Here is a 19,582-nt window from a genome sequence, read left to right as displayed (position 1 = left end):
GACTTCTTACGATAGATTCGCTTCGACTTTTTCAAAAAAAGCAGGAGATAATTCCTCTGGCAAATAAACAATTGTTTCAGAAGAAGGCGCTACGTTCATCTGAAACAAATGATTGACAATTAAGAGGTGTGCTTGGTGAAGTTGATACGTTGATTTTCCATGAATAATTGTAATATTCTTTTTTTCACTGAAATAATTTTTTATAGATTGCCCCAGCGCTTGTTCTTTTTCTGGAGGGAAGTCCGTCAACAGGCAAATAATATATTTTTTTTCATATAAAATCGGGTCAAATAAATCTAGGATGTGATAAAAATAGCAACTCGTCAATTCCCGTTCTTTTACTGAAGTAAAGACTGGATATAGGCGCTTTAAAAGCCTAATAAGTTTTTGTAATCTGTGCCAGGTTTGTTGATAACGAGCAGCAAGTGTTTGTTCCTGTTTATGAGCTGGCAACCATGCTTGTCCGTCTAATAAACTATTCATATGCGTACTTAAAAATCGACATAAATGAATTTCTTGATAATTAAAATGATGTTGTGTAAAATTTCTCCTAATTTCTTTCATAATAAAAATAGCTGTTTTTAAGCATAAACTTTCTATTTTCATTTGCTCATGAATAAAATACTTTCGCGCTCTCTTGCCAAAACAACCACCAAAATGTGCTTCAAGAATCACAAATAACGCTTTTTGTTCTTTAAGAGACATAAAAGAAGTGCTCAACACTTCCACACGAAATAAATAAAAAAAAGCACTTGTTTGTTGAAATAAATTAGCATTTGGCACTGAAATTTCATGCCCGCCTCTATATCGTTTCTCCCAAATATAAATTAGCCAACTAAGATGATTCTGTTGTGCTACATTTAAATCCAACTCAAAAAAGGTAATGATTTTCCGAGTCATTTCTCTGTTTTCTTCTAGACAGCTTTCTTGAAAAAACAAATAAAAACAAAGGATTAACTGTCGAATTTGCCATTCATTGCCAGTTAAATCGTAATGTTTTTGACGTACAATAATATCAAAATTAACTAGCCAACGTCGAATATTAGAAAGTTTCTTCCGAAGAGTTGATTCCTGTAATCCCAATACCTGGGTCAATTGCGCATAATTGATTCGCTCTTCAATTAGACAACGTAAAATATAAAATTCGGGAATAAAATAACAAAATTTTTGTCTAAATCGAGCCAAGCCACAAACGCATAATTCACGATATTTTACAATTCCTTTGGTCGTTGTATAAATCTTACAAAGCCCTTCTATCTTAAACGCTTCCTGCTTTTTTTCAAAACGTTGAATGTAACAATGGATGGTTTTGTCGCTCACCTTTAGTTTTTCTGCAGCCATCAAAACAGAAAATGTCTGCTCTTGTTGCAGTAAATCCAACAATTCCAACATATTTTTATGTTCAAAAGACAATAATTCCTTGAAATCCATATATCGTCCCCTTTCACTCCCTTGTTATAAGAATACGTCAAATAAGGCAAAAATTTTTTTAAGAAGAAAAAAATAGAGAACAAAAAGTATTGATTACTTTCCGCTCTCTACAATTATATCGAATTATTTTTTTGAAATATGCAGTGTCATAGCATTTGCTGCTACAATAATTGTACTTAATGACATCAAGACAGCACCTACAGCTGGATTTAAAACAATCCCAATTGGTGCAAGAACCCCAGCCGCTAAAGGAATGGCGACAATATTGTACCCAGCTCCCCACCAAAGATTTTGGATCATTTTACGTCGTGTTTGTTTGGCTAAATCTAAGAACCTTAAAATATCTTTAGGATCACTATCCGTCAGTACAACATCTGCCGAATCAATCGCTACATCTGTACCAGCGCCTATCGCAATGCCGATTGAAGCACGGGCTAAACTTGGTGCATCGTTAATACCGTCTCCTACCATCATGACCTGATGTCCCTCAGTAAGATATTGTTGCACAATTTTTTCTTTATCTTCTGGTAAGAGCTCTGCGTAGTATTCCTTCATTCCTAAATAATTAGCAACTGCACTGGCGGCTGTTTGATTATCCCCTGTTAACATGACTGGCGTAATTCCTTGCGCTTGTAACTCTGCAATAAATGTTTTAGCTTCTGGTTTGACTTTATCTCCTAAAGCAAGCAGTGCGACTAATTGACCAGCGATGATTAAATAGCTCAAGGTATTTCCTTGCTCTTGATAGTTTGTTTTAATTGTTTCATCGAAGGTTAACTGTAACCGTGCAACTTCTTTTTCATTGACTATTTTGACTTCTTGGTTTTGAACAGTAGCAACCAGTCCTACGCCTGATAAAGCTTGCAGATTATGGGCTTCATAAGGTTGAACGGCTTGTTTATTTAAATAGTTCATGATCCCAATTGCCAACGGATGATTTGCATTTTTTTCCAATGCCCCAATATATTTAAGTGCTTCTTCTCTAGTAAACTGCTTACTCATTAATTCTAAGCCAGTAACTGTAAATTGTCCTTCTGTTAAAGTTCCAGTTTTATCCAGCAACACATATTCAACCTTATTGGCTTGTTCTAATGCATTCCGATTTTTTAAAAGTAAGCCATTTTTAGCAGCAATGGAGGTACTTCTAGCAATCACTAAAGGAATTGCTAAGCCTAACGCATGGGGACAGGCAATAATAAAAACTGTAACCATTCGTTCAAATGCTAGAGACAAATCTTTCGTTACGAGTAACCAACCGATAAATGCTAACACACCTACGAATAAGGCAATATAGAATAACCACTTGGCTACACGGTCTGAAATGGATTCTAGTTTTGATTTTTCCGATTGCGCTTGTTTAACCATCTCCATAACTTTTGACAGGTAACTATTTTCACCCGTGCCAGTTACCGAAATTTCAATCATTCCGTTGCCATTGACAGCTCCACCAATCACGGAGTCACCAATGTTTTTTTCTACTGTTTTTGATTCCCCTGTAACCATCGATTCGTCGACTGTTGTGCTTCCTTTCAAAATTTTACCATCTGTCGGAATTTTATCTCCCGAACGGACAATCAAGCGATCGCCTTCTTGGACATCTTGCAAAGGAATTTCTTCTTCCCCATGTTCAGTCATTCGCTTGACTGTGTCAGGCAACAGTTCAGCCATTTTTTTCAAGGCATCACCAGCATTAGAAATAGCATTCATTTCAATCCAATGGCCTAAAAGCATAATAACAATCAGAGTGGCTAATTCCCAGAAAAAGTCCATCACGTGGGCCTGATTCGTAAAATAATTCATGTAAAACGCATATATGCTGTAAAAATATGATACCGAAATCCCCATCGCAATTAACGTCATCATTGCTGGACTCTTTTGCTGTAATTCCATTTTAGCGCCACTTAAAAATGGTTGTCCACCATAAAAAAATAGCACAGTTGCTAAAATTAAGACCAACCAATCAGAACCTGGAAAAGTAAATTGAAAAGGTAATTGAAAACCCATCATTGGTGAAAGAACAATAATCGGAATAGCTAAAATCAATGACAGCCAGAATTTTTGTTTAAAATTCCCCATGTGCATTGAATGGTCCATTCCCTTCATTCCTTCATGTTGGTGTGACATAGCCATTTGTTCATGCGCCATATCATGATTCATGTGATTCATTTTATCGTGGGACATTGTTGGCTGTTTTTCCTGGTGTTGTTCATGATTATGTTTTGCTGACATATGATCCCTTCTCTTCTTAAGTATTTTCATCTTAAGCATAGCACAAGATGAAAATTGTTAGAAATAATTACTTTTTTTAGTTTAGAAAAAAAAAGAGCCGAATTTTGCGTATGTATATTTTAAGAACACCTTATCCTCATATTTATTCCAAAAGGAGTGTTTCAATGAAAATTACTACAAAGCAAGTCGGGGCGCGCATGCGTGAAGCTCGAAAAAAGAAGAAGTACACTTTACGTTATTTAGCCAATAAAATTGGTTTATCTAGTGGAAGTACAATTAGTAACTGGGAATTAGGTTTGAATTTACCAAATAAACGATACTTAAAAAAAATCGCTAAAGCCTGCGATACAACAGTAGATTGGCTACTTTATGGTGATTTTGATCGATTTGTGCGCCAGCTATTAAAAGAAAATTTTCAAAATAAACAACTGCTAAAACCACCTTTTTTTACTCAGTTGATGGGACGTTTATCTGAAGAACAGCTATCCTATCACGATTCCTTAAAAATTATGATTCAAGCGCAAAAGTTACAGCAGTCCTTTTATGCTTTTCCTTTAACAGTAGAAGCCCCCTCTCATTCCCAAGAGAGTATTTCTATTTATGAACCAACAACTGCAGAAAAACAGTCTGACCAATCTTATTATCATCCGTTTATTTTGTCAGAACTCCATGAATTATTTACACATTCTCAAAATCCAGAATTGGATTATTCTCTGATTATCGCTTTTCTTCCTTTGTTAAAAGTAGATCAATTAACTGAGCCACAAAAAGAAGTCTTACTGGCCATCTTTAAGCGGATGAATTCCTTTAAAGACCAAACGCTTTTAAATGAATTCTTTGTGGAATTACAGTATTTACTCTGATTCTACAAAAAAGATTGAGCCATGTATCTCAAGGACTTAGGCTCAATCTTTTAGTTAAATTTCTTCTATTTATGAACGATTCTTTCGTTCGACTAAGTGCGTTTTCCGTTGTGGGCCAATGATTAAAGGAACGGATTCATATTTGACTTCACTGTATTCCAAGCCAAACCAACTTTCAGGAGAGGTAGTTAAGTTTTTGATAGCTAATTTTGCCTGCATAATTTGTCGATCCCATTTTTTCAGTTCAGAAACGTTAGATAATTCTTCTTGAATTAATACAAATTGGAAATCGCCAACTTCTCTTCCTGGCGTTAATGAATAACGTTGTGGCTGTTTTGGCAAGCGGCCTGTTTTCATCAAGTCATGAACAATTTGTCTTAAATATACATTCACTTCTTGAGAAATATGGAAGCCTAAATATAGCTGAACTTGCACAATAAAATCAGTCCCTAACATATCAACAGAATATTCTTGAGTAAAGGGTTCATCTGTTACCTGAACATTAACAAACCAATAAACATTCGCTCGTTTTGGTTGTTTGTCCAAAATCGAATAAATAATATTACGATTAATTTCGCCATCCACTCGATCGGAGGTTAAAAAGACCACGTTGGTTTGATACATTGGTACAGATGTATCTTCTTTCAAAGCTTTAAGTTGTGGTACATATTTTTCCAACGACACTTGTTCCGCCGTAGCTTCCTTAATCTCGTTACCGCGTTCCCAAATAATCATGATGCATAACAAGAAGACTGCCATTCCCACAGCAACATATCCACCATGGAAAAACTTCGCAGCACTTGAAAAGAAAAAGATAACTTCAATGGCAGCAAAGAACAAGGAAATTAGATACGCAGACCACGCTGGAATTTTATCCAAAAGATAAAACAACAATAAAATGGTTGTCATTAACATCGTAATCGTAATCGATAGACCATACGCAGCTTCCATGTGTGTCGATGTTCTAAAAGCCAGCACGATTGCTGAACAAGCTAACCATAAAATTAAATTCACCGCTGGAATATACATTTGACCGATATTGCTCCCAGGATAAATAATTTTAAGTCTTGGTAATAACTTCAATTTAATCGCTTCAGAAACTAAAGTATACGAACCTGATATTAACGCTTGCGAAGCAATCACTGCGGCGATTGTTGCAAAAACAACGCCAAATACGAGAATACCTCGTGGAATCATTTGGAAAAATGGGTTAATTTCAGCTAATGCCTGCATTTCAGGGTTTTCTTTGACCGTTAACAACCACGCAGCTTGCCCTAAATAATTAAGAATCAAACAAATCTTAATATACGGCCAGCTAATGCGGATATTCATTTTTCCTACATGCCCTAAATCAGAATATAAAGCTTCAGCACCAGTTGTAGCCAAGAAAATATTCCCTAAAATAAATAGACCTAATTTATTTTCTGGACTGACTAGTAATTGCAAAGCATAATATGGATTTAATGCACGAATAACCGTCCAATCTTGGCTAAAATTCATTAAACCAATGATGCCTAAAAAAGTAAACCACAAGAACATAATCGGCCCAAAAGCTTTCCCGACCAATTCTGTTCCAAATCGTTGAACAGAAAAAAGAATTAAAATAATCGTCAACGTAATAACCACTATAATCGTTTGGTCATTGCCAAAACGTTCAAAAAATGCTGGAATCCCCCGTAAGCCTTCGATCGCTGTCGTCACTGTCACAGCTGGGGTCAAAACGCCATCAGCCAGTAAAGCGGCACCGCCAATCATTGCGGGAATAATCAAATACTTACTTTTTTTACGAACCAATGTATAAAGAGAGAAAATCCCACCTTCTCCATGGTTATCAGCATTTAAAGCAATAACTACATATTTAATCGTGGTTAAGATAGTCAATGTCCAAAAAATTAATGAGACCGAACCTAAAATAAACGATTCAGAGACCCGTGCCAAGCCACCATTATCTCCTACAATGGCTTTCATTACATATAAAGGGCTCGTTCCAATATCTCCATAGACAACGCCCATGGCAACTAAGATCCCTGCCATCGTAAATTTCCGACGATCAAACCCCTCTGCTTTGTGTAACACAATACTTTCCTCCTACAAAAGAAATGACTTCGTTTAGTTTAACCAACAGCTCCATAAAAACTTTTAAAACTCTTTATTATATAACGTTTTATATATCTTTTTCATTAGTCAAAAAGCGCTTTTTGACTAACGATGCTACTCACTATAATACGTTTTAAATCGTTTAGCAAGTCTTTTTATTAGAGAATGTTCATCTTAGATAAGAAACCCACCTATTTTGAAAAAAGGAAAATCAAAAATAAGTGGGGCAGCAGTCGAAACGACTGCTGCCCCACTTGCTAACTATTAAGATAATTTTCTGAACAAATGTAGCTCCTTTTATTCCTGTTAAATTTAAATTACTTCTTCTTCCTCTTCGACTTCAGAGAAATGGAACTTAATCATTTCATTGACGAAAATTGGCACAAAGGATAGGAAAATTGCTAACATCCAATGATTTAAACTAATATGCACTAATCCAAATAGTTCTTGTGTGAATGGTAATAAAGCGATGGTTGTGGTAATTAGTAATGCTAAAACGACCATTTCAAAGAGCGACTTGTTGCTTGATAATTTTACACGGAAAACAGAGTTCGCACTACGAACATTAAAGACATGTAAGATAGAGGAATAAGCTAAGATTAAAAATGCCACTGTTTGTCCAACTTCATAGCTGTTTGAAACATAGGCTGAAACACCTGGTACAAAGGCACCTAGGTAAAAACCAAACAAAGTAATGACTGTGAACACTGCTGCATTAATCCCAATCTTTTGCCATAAGCCTCGTGCAAAAATCCCTTCGTTTTTAGGGATTGGTGCCTCATCCATAATTCCTTTTTCCGCTGGTTCTTTTCCTAATGCAAAACCAGGTAACCCATCCGCGACCACGTTAACAAACAACAGTTGAACTGCAGTAAATGGCGCACCCCAACCAAGTAACATGGCAATTAAAACAATAAAAATCTCAGAAATATTACAGCTTAATAAGAAGTTAATGGCTTTACGAATATTTCGGTACACGGCACGTCCTTGCGCCACTGCATCAACAATAGTTGCAAAGTTATCGTCCGTCAAAATCATATCTGAAGCACCTTGGGCCACATCTGTTCCAGTAATCCCCATTGCGCAACCGACATCACTAGCTTTCAAGGCTGGCGCATCATTCACGCCATCTCCGGTCATTGCTACAACAGCGCCAGAACGTTGCCATGATTGAACAATTCGAATTTTATCTTCAGGGGTTACACGTGCATAAACGGATAAATCTTTAACCCGTTTATCTAATTCTTCATCACTCATTTTTTTCAGTTCTGAACCAGATAAGGCTTCACTTTTATCTTTTAAAATTCCTAATTCTTTAGCAATTGCACTGGCTGTTACCACGTGATCACCAGTAATCATGACTGTTTTAATTCCAGCTTTTTTCGCACGAGCAATGGCGCCCTTACTTTCTGGACGTGGTGGATCAATCATGCCAATTAAGCCTAACAAGCGAAGATTTTTTTCTAAAGCCTCTGATGTAATTTCCTTGGGTGGTTCATCATATACGGCATAACCGACAGCAATAACTCGTAACGCTCGTTTTCCGAAACGATCATTAACAATAGCCGCTTGATCGACATCTCCGAAACCAAAACGAGGTAGTAACACATCAAAGGCTCCTTTAGTAATTGAGATGTACTTTTTCCCCCATTGATGGACCGTAGTCATCATTTTTCGTTCTGAATCAAAGGGAATTTCACCAATACGAGGATATTTTTCTTCAAGTTCTTCTTTAGTATGATAATTTTCTTCGACAGCACGAACAATTGCCGCTTCTGTCGGATTCCCTGTAACAGTTAATTCATCGCCTTCTTTTTCCACAATGACATCTGTACATAAAGCAGCCATTTTCAATACTTCCATGGCTTCATCGGTCATGGCATCTTCCGTATCCGTTACTTCATCACCACGATGCCATACTCGGCGGACGCGCATTTTATTTTGTGTCAGTGTTCCTGTCTTATCAGAACAGATAACATTCGCAGTTCCTAGCGTTTCTACTGCTGGCAATCGACGAATAATCGCATGTTTCTTAGCCATTTTTTGAACACCATATGCTAAGGTTAACGTTACAATCACGGTTAGTGTTTCTGGTACAGCTGCCACCGCTAAGGAAACGGCTGTCATAAACATTTCAAGAAGCGGTTCTCCTTGCAGTTCACCAATAATGAAAACAATTGCTGCAGCCCCTAAGGCTAACAAACTAATACGTTTGCCTAATTGATTCAAGCGTTTTTGTAATGGTGTTTTTTGCTGATCGCTGTTATTCAGTAACCCAGCAATTTTACCCATTTCTGTATTCATTCCTGTTGCAGTTACTACTGCTCGTCCGCGGCCATTCACAACGGTACAGCCTTTGAAAATCATATTTATTTGATCTCCTAAGCCATCATCGTCATGCCCCACGTATGTAGGATCTTTTTCAACAGGTTCACTTTCACCTGTTAGTGCTGACTCTTCTACGCGCATTTGAGAAGCTTGAATAAGTCGTGCATCGGCTGTAATCATTGAACCAGCTTCAAGAACTAGAACATCTCCTACTACTAGTTCTTCAGCATCGACTTCGATTACCTTGCCATCTCGTAAGACTGCACTACTTTGCTTGTTCATGTCTTGTAAAGCCGCCAGAGATTTTTCAGCATTTCCTTCTTGAACAATGGCTAAAACAGCATTGATAATCACAATTGCAATAATTAAGATTCCTTCAAAATATTCGCCATGTTCTGTTACGATTGCTGTATAAAACGAAATTGCCGCAGCAACTAATAAAATAATCGTCGTAAAATCAGATAAACTGTGAATGAATTTCTTTAACACAGAATCCTTCTTAGCCTCTTCAAATTGATTGCGGCCATTTTCTTTCAGCCGTTGTTGGGCCTCTTGTTGTGTTAAACCAGTTTCAGTATTGACTGAAACTTCTTTTGTGACAGTATCGACAGATTGCTTGTAAGCTTCCATCCTATTCCCCCTCTAATTTTTTCTTCCTATATAATAGTGTCTCTATTAAATATAACATGATTTTTTTTGAACACGCAACTTTTTTCATCTTTGGCTTAGCGTTCTCTCATATGTCCAGAAAAAACTGGTATTTTCGTTGTTGCTACAGCAATGTTTCTATTTGATTATGGGAATTTTATGAAAAAAGAAACGAATTCAGCCAAAAAGCAATGGACATTTTTTTCATTTTGTCTGATAAAAAAATAGTTTATTTCTATATATTCAACACAAAAACAACAAAAAATACAATGTTATTTGGTTCGCACGATTATTTATTTTACATGTTATAAAATAACCAGAAAAATATTATATTTAATCTTATTAATAAGTGTTATAACTTGCAAACGCTTCCAAAAAGTGCTATTCTTTAAGTGTAAGGAGGACATGCAAATCAATTGGTTGAAGATTTTCTCAGTAGATAAAAATCGGTAAACTCAAAGTTGTTAGAATTGCAAGATTCACCTGTAAACAATACGTGTAGAGTAATTGTTAGTGATAACTCGTATCGGAAAATAGGGAAAGGTTATAGAAGGATGGAGTTTCTATAAAGCATTTACCCTATCTGTTATCACCTAACGCAAGTTATCCACCATCCAAGCGTCGAAACTGTATGAAAACAAGGTTTTAGTTTCACCACATCACGTTCACCTTTTGCTTTACATGTATCGCGAAATGTAAACACTTATTCAACCAATTGATGTCTTCCCGTTAACAAGGCCGAGCTTAAATTTAAGCTCGGTTTTTTCTTTTAGGCAATAAAATATATTTGTATCAAATAATCATATGTGTTATATTCAAGGTGCACATTCTATTTTATCTTCTTTTAAAGGAGGGAATGCTATGCGAAAAAAGAAAAAATCTTCGTTTGAAAGTTCAATTCATGTTTATCGTGCTATGGCTCGTATGACCCAGCAAGATTTGGCCAATCGAGTCGGTGTCTCTCGACAAACAATTATTCAACTGGAACGAAACAAGTACAATCCTTCATTACTTCTTGCGCATGACATCGCGAACGTCTTTGGCGTAACCATTGATGATGTGTTCACCTTCAAAGAAACACTGAATGACGATGTAGAACAAGAAGCCTAAACAGTATAAGCTGTACTTAACAAGACAATTTTTCTGATTGTACTTGGAGTTGCCGAGGTACAACTTAGTACCGGCAATACGAAGAAAGCACTTCTTCGTATTGTTGTTTCAATAATTAATCTTTGCTTACATAAAAAAGAACGGCGCAACCGTGGTTGCGCCGTTCTTTTTATTCTAAGATTGTCTACTAAGCACTTTTGTCCTAGTAGCGTTTTGGTTTCTAACTTTATTATTTACAGGGGAAGAAAAAATAAAGCACACCTTTACTGTGATTCCAAAAATCACGTGTTTATCATAATATATTTTTGTTTCAATCCCAAGTATTCTGCTCACAAAGTGTCGCTTATTTAATAAACATTGCATCGCCAAAACTAAAGAAACGATATTTTTCCTCAATAGCATGTTGGTAAGCAGCCAATGTTAAGTCTTTTCCTGCAAAAGCACTCACAAGCATCACTAACGTAGATTTTGGTAAATGGAAGTTCGTTGAAAAAGCCTCTACGACTTTAAATTGATACCCTGGTGTGATAAAAATATCGGTCCAGCCACTGTCAGCCTGGATTTCACCATTAAATTTTGTGCCAATTGTTTCCAACGTACGAATAGAAGTTGTTCCAACGGCAACAATCCGACCGCCTGCTTGGCGCACTTCATTTAATTGCTTAGCCGCTTCTTCAGTTAAACGATAGAATTCGCTATGCATATGATGTTCTTCTATATTATCAACGCTCACGGGACGGAATGTTCCTAAACCGACATGTAAAGTTAAATAAACGAGATGAACACCTTTTGCTTTGATCTCTTCTAATAGTTCTTTTGTAAAATGCAAACCCGCTGTTGGTGCTGCAGCTGAACCATTTTCTTCAGCATAAACCGTTTGATAACGATCTGGGTCATCTAGACGTTCTTTGATATATGGCGGCAATGGCATTTCTCCTAACGATTCTAAAATTTCTAAGAAAATACCATCATATTTAAATTCAATGATTCGACCACCATGTTCCAACTCTTCTTTAACCACCGCTTTTAGGCGACCATCGCCAAATTGAATTTCCGTGCCGACTTTTGCACGTTTCGCGGGTTTAATCAAGGTTTCCCATGTATCGCCTTCTGTATTTGTTAAAAGTAAAACTTCCAAATGACCGCCTGTTTCAGGTTTTTCTCCATATAAACGGGCCGGCAGTACCCGTGTGTTATTCATGACTAATGCATCCCCAGGCTGTAATTCATCAAGAATATCATGGAAATGTTTATCCTCCATGTCCCCTGTTTCTTTATTTACAACTAATAATCGTGAACTAGCGCGATCTTTTAGTGGGGTTTGAGCAATTAATTCTTCTGGTAAATCAAAATCAAAATCTTCTGTACTTAGCATTTCCGTCACTCTTTCTACTAGTTTTTATCTTGGTTATTCTAACACTTTTTCTTGTTTCTGGCTATGTCAGCCTTCTGAATCAAACTAAATAGTTGTCAAAAAATGTCAGAAGCACTATACTTACTTTAAGTAAGTGTACATAGTTATTTAGAGGAGGAACTCAAAATGCATGCTCAATTTCATCATGTTTCACTATTAGCGCGTCATGGTCAAGAAAACCAATCATTCTATACAAAATTGTTAGGCTTACGCTTTGTCAAAAATACCGTAAATCAAGACAACAATCGCATGCCTCATTATTTTTATGGCGATTATCAAGGCACACCGGGAAGCTTAGTAACTTTTTTTATCGTGCCCTTATTAGGCAACCGCTATGAAGAAAAAAATTATTTAGCCACGATTGGCTTAAAAATTCCCCAAAACAGCCTTTCCTTTTGGGAACAACGTTTAACAGAAAACAAAATTCCATTTAACAAAAAAGAAAAGAGCCTACATTTCAGTGATCCAGATGATACGCATATTATCCTGACAGAAGTTCCTGAAAATCCATTAAAAGAAACACTCGTTGTTTCTAACGACATTCCAGCAGCGGTTCAAATTATCGGTTTGGCCTCTACTGAATTTCATGTGCCAGATTCTGAAAAAACCTTGGCCTTTTTTGAAACATTTCTTGGTTGGCAAGCAGTTGGCAATACGATTATTTTAAGTGAGACGGAAAGCTTTTCTGTTCATCAAACAACGTCGGATAAAACAAGCCGAATGGGGCGTGGCAGTATGGATCATATTGCTTTTTCTGTGGCTGATGATGAAGCATTACAAGAACTACACACTCGCGCTTTAGCACAAGGCTGGGAAATTGAAATGTATGTAAGTCGTGGATATTTTAAAAGTTTATACATTCGTGAACCAGGCGGGAATCGGGTTGAATTTGCTACTTTGACTCCTGGTTTTACATTGGATGAGCCTCTGGAACATTTAGGGGAAACATTGGCTTTACCGCCTTTTTTAGAACCAAAACGGACTGCAATTGAAGCCAACCTCTACAAAGACATGTAACCAACGCTTTAGAAAACAACGGAAGACGGACGTAATAATCGGTGACAAAATTACGTCCGTCTCTCTTCCCCTATGTTTGAATGTTTGAACAAGAGAATAAAAAATGACCTTCAGATTTTTCTGAACGTCATTGCACATTCCATAAAAAGCATCCTTCGTTCTTCCACTTCTTACTTCTTAAAAAAACTGGTAATTTTTTCAAAAATTCAGTAAAATAAAAGTGATCAATGGTTTCCATTGATTGAACGGGCAACTTGATGGTCCACTTGCACAGGTGACTATTCAAGGCTTCGTGATTTAGTTGCCGCTAAATCATGAAGCGCCTTTTTTTATTTTATTCCCTTGTTCTCTTTCCATTCTAATGAAAAACTCAGCTCCCGTCAACTTGCTACAAAGGACACTTTTCTTTGTTATAGCGGCTTTTCTTCCTTCTCAGAATACTCTTTTTAACATCTTGTTTCGTTCAGATAACTTTTACTAAACAATAGTTATCTTTTCTTTTTTTTAGAACGAATTAAAAAAATTTTACCGCCTTCTTTTTCCCATTAAAAATAGATTACATTTGTCGAAATCGCATTTTTATAGCATACTAGTAATAAGATACATTTTCAAAATATTTAGTTGAGGTGAGTAAGTTGATAGAATTTCAGCATGTATCAAAATTTTATAAAGGCGGAAAAGTCGCCGTTGATGACATTAATTTGTCTTTCGATAAAGGTGAATTTATCTGCTTCATCGGAACAAGTGGTAGTGGAAAAACAACATCAATGCGGATGCTTAACCGCATGACCGACCCTTCAAAAGGAAAAATTTTAATTGATGGCCAAGATATTCAAAAAATCAATCCTGTAGAGCTACGTCGCCAAATTGGCTATGTCATTCAAAATATCGGCTTGATGCCTCACATGACCATTCGTGAAAATATCGTTTTAGTGCCTAAATTATTAAAAGTACCTGTGGAAGAACGCAATAAGATAGCCGAAAAAATGATTGATTTGGTTGAGTTACCACGAGAAATGTTGGACCGCTATCCCAATGAACTTTCTGGGGGACAACAACAAAGAATCGGCGTTGTGCGGGCTTTAGCTGCCAATCAAGATATTATTCTAATGGATGAACCTTTTGGTGCTTTAGATCCTATCACCCGTGATTCATTACAAGATTTAGTGAAAGATTTACAAGAACGTTTAGGAAAAACTATCGTCTTTGTTACTCATGATATGGATGAAGCGTTGAAATTAGCAAATAAAATTGCCATTATGAGCGAAGGCAAAGTAATTCAATTTGACACACCAGATAATATTTTACGTCATCCAGCCAATGAATTTGTAGAAGAACTCATCGGAGAAGATCGCTTATTACAAGCCAAACCTGATTTCACCACTGTTGATGAAGTCATGTTAAATTCCGCTATTACTATCACGCCGGAAAAATCTTTACAAGAAGCGATTAAATTGATGCGTGAAAAACGGGTTGATACCTTATTAGTTGTTGATAATTCCCATGTGCTTAAAGGCTTTATCGATGTTGAAACATTAGATCAGCAACGGGGCAAAGCTTCTAGTGTTGGTGATATCTTGAATAAAGATGTCTTCTTTGTTCAAAAAACCGCTCTTTTACGTGATGCTTTACAAAGAATCTTAAAACGCGGCTTAAAATATGTGCCAGTCGTTGATGAACAAAAACGAGTGGTGGGCATCTTAACACGTGCTTCCCTTGTTGACATTGTTTATGATGTTATCTGGGGCGATGAAACAACGATTAGTGAAGCTGTAGAAGCAAAACAAAGCGAGTCCGAAACTGATAAAGAGGAGGCGTAAGCAATGAGTAGCTTCTTTCAAGAATATGGATCAGAAATGATTTCAAAAAGTATTGAACATATTTATATTTCATTCTTTGCACTTTTATTAGGGGTCGCTATCGCTGTACCCGTTGGCGTTTGGTTAACACGTTTGCCCAAAGTAGCCAATATTGTCATTGGTTTAACAAGTGCCTTACAAACGGTTCCTTCGTTGGCTTTATTAGCTTTGATGATTCCAATTTTTGGTGTCGGCAAAACACCCGCTATTATCGCGCTATTCATCTATTCCCTTCTACCTATTTTAAGAAACACGTATATCGGAATGAAAAATGTCGATGAAAATTACCGAGATGTTGCTAAAGGCATGGGCATGACCAATTTACAGTCTATTTTTAGTGTTGAATTACCCATTGCCATGCCAACAATTATGGCCGGCATTCGTTTAGCTGCTGTCTATGTCATTGCTTGGGCTACACTGGCTTCTTATATTGGTGCAGGTGGTCTTGGTGATATGATTTTCAGTGGATTAAATAACTATCAGCCAGAATTAATCTTTGGCGGGACTATTCCGGTAACTATTTTAGCGCTTTTAGCAGATGTTCTTCTTGGATTATTAGAAAATCGTTTAACGCCAAAAGCTTTAAGGGAGGGCGAATAATGATGAAAAAGAAACTCAAGTTAAGTTTACTCTTCTTAAACAGTTTACTTTTATTGGCAGGTTGTTCTTTACCTGGTCTCGCTTCAACTTCTGATGATAACACTGTCGCCATTACAGGTGGGATTACTTCAGAAGCGCAGATTTTAGGGAGCATTGTAGCGGATATGGTGGAGCATTACACAGATAAAAAAACAAATGTGATTAACAACTTAGCCACTACTACCATCAATCACCAAGCAATGTTAAACGGAGATGCCTCAATTTCTGCAGCTCGTTATACTGGTACTGACGTGACTACTACGCTTGGCTTACCAGCGGAAAAAGACCCTAAAAAAGCGTTTAACCTAGTTCAATCAGAATTTGAAAAACGTTATCAACAAACTTGGTTCCCTTCATATGGATTTGAAAATACTTATGTATTCTTAGTTACAAAAGAAACGGCTGAGAAATACAATTTAAAAACAGTCAGTGATTTAGGGAAAGTCGCAGACAAATTAGTTGCTGGTGTCGATACTGCGTGGATCACACGTGAAGGCGACGGTTATGAAGGCTTTAAAAAGGAATACAACTTCCAATTTAAATCTATTTTACCAATGCAAATTGGCTTGGTGTACGATGCAGTCAACGCTGGAAAAATGGACGTTATCTTAGGTTACTCAACAGATGGCCGGATTGGTAGTTACGATTTAGTCATGTTAAAAGATGACAAGCGTTTCTTCCCGCCTTATGATGCCGCTCCTGTGGTTAGTGACAAATTATTAAAAGAAACGCCGGAAATTAAAGATGTCTTAAATCGCTTAGATGGTAAAATTTCTACCAAAAAAATGCAAGAATTGAACTATCAAGCAGATAATGATTTAATTGAACCTGCGGTCGTAGCCGAACGTTTCTTAAAAGAAAATAACTATTTTGAGGGGGAGTAACAGATGAATAATATGAATTTATTCCAACAATTTATCTACTATTTCCAACAAAATGGCGGCTACGTCTTTCAACAATTTTTACGTCACTTTTTAATTTCGATTTATGGCGTAATCTTTGCTGCAATTGTCGGGATTCCTATCGGGATTATGATTTCACGTAAACGTAGCTTAGCCAACTGGATTATCCGTTTAGCGAACATTATCCAAACAGTACCAGCTTTGGCAATGCTTTCGATTTTAATGTTGGGGATGGGCTTAGGTGTCAACACGGTGGTTGTAACGGTCTTCCTTTATTCTCTCCTGCCAATTATCAAGAATACGTACACTGGCATGATTCAAGTGGATCGCAATATTTTAGATGTTGGTAAAGGAATGGGTATGACAAAAGTACAACTTCTTTATATGGTCGAGTTACCTTTATCTGTTTCAGTAATCATGGCAGGTATTCGAAATGCGTTAGTCGTCGCAATCGGGATTACTGCGATTGGTGCTTTCGTTGGTGCTGGTGGTTTAGGGGATATTATTATTCGTGGAACCAATGCCACAGATGGTGCTTCTATCATTTTAGTCGGTGCCTTACCAACGGCCTTTATGGCGATTATCACAGATTGGGTTCTAGGGATTATTGAACGGCGTTTAGACCCAGCTAGCAAACATTCCAATTAATAAAAAATGCAGAGCAGATCCAACATTGTTTCTTTTCAATGGGATCTGTTCTTTTATCTAGGAGATTAATAATGTCTAACTATACTATTATCGATTTAAACCAACAACCACACTTAATTCCGTCAGCTGCTCAATGGTTTAGCCAAAAGTGGCAAATCCCCGCTGAAGCGTATCAAGGAAGTATGCAGGAAATGCTAACTAGCGAAAACCACGTACCACATTGGTGGGTCTGCTTGAATAAACAGCAGGACATCGTTGCAGGCGTGGGCGTAATTGATAATGACTTCCACAATCGTGCAGACCTTACGCCAAACCTTTGTGCATTGTATGTCGAACCAACATTTCGTCACCAAGGCTTAGCAGGAATTCTTTTAACAACAGTTGGTGATTTTCTTGCTAATTCTGGATTTAAAAAGCTTTATCTGCTTACAGACCATACTACTTTTTATGAAAGATATGACTGGGAATTTTTGACCATGGTAACCACCGAAGAGCAGTCTTGCGCTAGAATTTATCAAAAACAATTACGTCAATAAAAAAATCTGCCATCAAAAGATGGCAGACTTTTTTTTATTTTTTCAAGTGATAACTATAGGTAGCCACAATAATATTTTCCCGCCACGCTAAACGAATCCGCAAGCGTAAACTTGTTTGGTTATGCAAAATATTTTGCCAACGTTTATTTGGTACAAATTGTGGTACTAAAACTGTTGTACTGTAGTTATGCTTCGTGGCATTTTTACTAACCAAATCAACATAACGTAAGATAGGGTTTTGCAGTGAACGATACGAAGAATGGACAATTGATAGACGAACGTCCGGGAAGTGTTTTTTAAACTCTTCCTGAATTTCTTTTTCCTTCTCAACGTTTTCATCCATTGAGACATGCATGGCAACAACATAATCACCAATGGAACGCGCATAGTTCAAGGCGCCGACATTTGCCTTGGTTACGTTCCCTACTAAAACAATAACTGTATTCCCGTCAAACTCATGCAACTGTGCCCCATCTTCTAAACGTAGCTGTTCCGCCACATTTTTATAGTGAGTATTGACCCGATAAAATGCATAAATCAACACCGGCATAATAATAAAGAACGGCCAGATATCCCCTAATCGATAAATAAACAAAATGGCGATAATCGCGAAAGAGATAAAGGCGCCGACAATGTTAGCAATTGATTTTGGCAACCAATTTTTAGTTTCTTTTCGCCATTTTACAACCATCCCCGATTGAGACAAAGCAAACGGAATAAACACACCAATTGAATACAATGGGATTAAACGTTCTGTGGAACCTTGGAAAATCAATAATAAAACAATCGAACCAGCAGCTAAAGTTAAAATACCATTTGAATAGCCTAAACGGTCGCCACGATCCATATACATATGCGGCATAAACTTATCTTTGGCTAAGTTATAAGCCAAAACTGGAAAGGCTGAGAATCCTGTGTTAGCGGCAACCGCTAAAATTAAGGCTGTCGCAAACTGTAATAAATAATATAAAATATTTTGACCAAAGACCGCTTTCCCAATTTGTGAAAGAACTGTCACTTCTTCTTTGGGCACAATCCCATACCAATAGTTAATAAATGTAATCCCCACGAAGAAGAACCCTAAAATCGTTGCCATTAACGCTAACGTCCCAGCAGCATTTTTTGCTCGTGGTTTCTTAAAGAATGGCACTGCATTACTGATTGCTTCGACCCCTGTTAAGGAAGAAGAACCAGATGAAAACGCCCGTAAAACTAAAGCAATAGAAATTCCTGGAACCACGGCTCCTGGTAAAGCTGTCGCATTCAATGGCTGTGCGCCAGTCACAATTTTAAATAGCCCAACAACAATCAGTAAGGTAATAATTGCGATAAAACTATACACTGGCAACATTAAGAACGAAGCAGATTCTCGCAGGCCTCTCAAGTTCATTAAGGTAATCAATATCACAATCCCAATAGAAATTGCTACTTGATGACCATATAACGCCGGAATCGCCGATATAATCGCCTCTGCGCCCGCTGAAACTGAAACGGCTACTGTTAGCATATAATCGACTAACAACGAACCACCAGCCAATAAACCGGCATTTCTGCCGAGGTTTTCACTACTAACAACGTATGCGCCGCCGCCATGCGGATACGCATGAATAATTTGTCGGTACGACAATGTTAAAGAAATAAGTAAAATAATAACAAATGCAGCAATTGGTAATGAATACCAAATCGCAGCCGCCGACAAAGTAACCAGAACCACCACTATTTGTTCTGTACCATACGCAATGGATGAAAGTGCATCAGAAGATAACAACGCAAGCGCTGCAAATCTGCTTAATTTATGTTCATCATTTTCGGCTGATTTCAATGGTTTCCCAATGAACAGTCGTTTTAAATCCGCCATTTT

Annotated in this window: 14 protein-coding genes; 8 read left to right on the top strand and 6 right to left on the bottom strand. The window is 37.2% G+C overall.

Annotated features, from left to right (window positions below):
• Positions 1–6: 6 nt before the first annotated feature.
• Complete coding sequence (locus IGJ46_RS03125) at positions 7–1,431, bottom strand: helix-turn-helix domain-containing protein (protein ID WP_218391457.1); 1,425 nt, start codon at positions 1,429–1,431, stop codon at positions 7–9.
• Positions 1,432–1,554: 123 nt separating this feature from the next.
• Positions 1,555–3,699 (bottom strand): heavy metal translocating P-type ATPase, encoded by a 2,145-nt coding sequence (locus tag IGJ46_RS03120; RefSeq protein WP_218391455.1) that lies wholly within the window; start codon positions 3,697–3,699, stop codon positions 1,555–1,557.
• A gap of 125 nt (positions 3,700–3,824) precedes the next feature.
• On the opposite strand from IGJ46_RS03120, the gene IGJ46_RS03115 reads away from it, so the two are divergent.
• The gene (locus IGJ46_RS03115) at positions 3,825–4,523 is read left to right on the top strand and encodes a helix-turn-helix domain-containing protein (RefSeq protein WP_375343098.1); all 699 of its coding nucleotides are present in this window, start codon (positions 3,825–3,827) and stop codon (positions 4,521–4,523) included.
• Between the two features lie 69 nt (positions 4,524–4,592).
• Here the strand turns inward: IGJ46_RS03115 and IGJ46_RS03110 are convergent, their stop codons facing one another.
• Positions 4,593–6,599 (bottom strand): KUP/HAK/KT family potassium transporter, encoded by a 2,007-nt coding sequence (locus IGJ46_RS03110; RefSeq protein WP_104855497.1) that lies wholly within the window; start codon positions 6,597–6,599, stop codon positions 4,593–4,595.
• A 333-nt stretch (positions 6,600–6,932) separates the two neighbouring features.
• A complete protein-coding gene (locus tag IGJ46_RS03105; RefSeq protein WP_002355749.1) occupies positions 6,933–9,578 on the bottom strand; it encodes a calcium-translocating P-type ATPase, PMCA-type in 2,646 nt (881 codons plus the stop codon).
• A gap of 822 nt (positions 9,579–10,400) precedes the next feature.
• On the opposite strand from IGJ46_RS03105, the gene IGJ46_RS03100 reads away from it, so the two are divergent.
• Positions 10,401–10,706, top strand: a complete 306-nt coding sequence (locus IGJ46_RS03100) for a helix-turn-helix transcriptional regulator (RefSeq protein WP_002355748.1) — start codon at positions 10,401–10,403, stop codon at positions 10,704–10,706.
• A 343-nt stretch (positions 10,707–11,049) separates the two neighbouring features.
• Here the strand turns inward: IGJ46_RS03100 and queA are convergent, their stop codons facing one another.
• The gene (gene queA / locus IGJ46_RS03095) at positions 11,050–12,081 is read right to left on the bottom strand and encodes a tRNA preQ1(34) S-adenosylmethionine ribosyltransferase-isomerase QueA (protein WP_002355747.1); all 1,032 of its coding nucleotides are present in this window, start codon (positions 12,079–12,081) and stop codon (positions 11,050–11,052) included.
• 165 nt (positions 12,082–12,246) lie between these two features.
• Between queA and IGJ46_RS03090 the strand changes: the two genes are divergently transcribed.
• From IGJ46_RS03090 to IGJ46_RS03065, 6 genes are all read left to right on the top strand, one after another.
• Positions 12,247–13,137 carry a ring-cleaving dioxygenase gene (locus tag IGJ46_RS03090; protein ID WP_002355746.1) on the top strand — a complete coding sequence of 297 codons (891 nt, stop codon included), beginning with the start codon at positions 12,247–12,249 and terminating at the stop codon, positions 13,135–13,137.
• A gap of 626 nt (positions 13,138–13,763) precedes the next feature.
• Positions 13,764–14,957: a betaine/proline/choline family ABC transporter ATP-binding protein gene (locus IGJ46_RS03085; RefSeq protein ID WP_002355745.1), complete on the top strand. Its 1,194-nt coding sequence runs from the start codon at positions 13,764–13,766 to the stop codon at positions 14,955–14,957.
• 3 nt (positions 14,958–14,960) lie between these two features.
• A complete protein-coding gene (locus IGJ46_RS03080; protein WP_002355744.1) occupies positions 14,961–15,596 on the top strand; it encodes an ABC transporter permease in 636 nt (211 codons plus the stop codon).
• A 2-nt stretch (positions 15,597–15,598) separates the two neighbouring features.
• Positions 15,599–16,519 (top strand): osmoprotectant ABC transporter substrate-binding protein, encoded by a 921-nt coding sequence (locus IGJ46_RS03075; protein WP_025189916.1) that lies wholly within the window; start codon positions 15,599–15,601, stop codon positions 16,517–16,519.
• A 3-nt stretch (positions 16,520–16,522) separates the two neighbouring features.
• Positions 16,523–17,185: an ABC transporter permease gene (locus IGJ46_RS03070; RefSeq protein WP_002363261.1), complete on the top strand. Its 663-nt coding sequence runs from the start codon at positions 16,523–16,525 to the stop codon at positions 17,183–17,185.
• Between the two features lie 71 nt (positions 17,186–17,256).
• Positions 17,257–17,721 carry a GNAT family N-acetyltransferase gene (locus IGJ46_RS03065; RefSeq protein ID WP_002355741.1) on the top strand — a complete coding sequence of 155 codons (465 nt, stop codon included), beginning with the start codon at positions 17,257–17,259 and terminating at the stop codon, positions 17,719–17,721.
• Positions 17,722–17,755: 34 nt separating this feature from the next.
• Here IGJ46_RS03065 and IGJ46_RS03060 read toward each other — a convergent pair whose 3' ends face one another.
• Positions 17,756–19,579: an APC family permease gene (locus tag IGJ46_RS03060; protein WP_002379167.1), complete on the bottom strand. Its 1,824-nt coding sequence runs from the start codon at positions 19,577–19,579 to the stop codon at positions 17,756–17,758.
• Positions 19,580–19,582: the final 3 nt, after the last annotated feature.

This window comes from Enterococcus sp. AZ120, assembly GCF_050546165.1.
GTDB lineage: Bacteria > Bacillota > Bacilli > Lactobacillales > Enterococcaceae > Enterococcus > Enterococcus faecalis.
Note: the sequence above shows the minus strand (reverse complement) of the source record. Positions and strands in the feature narration are given on the sequence as shown.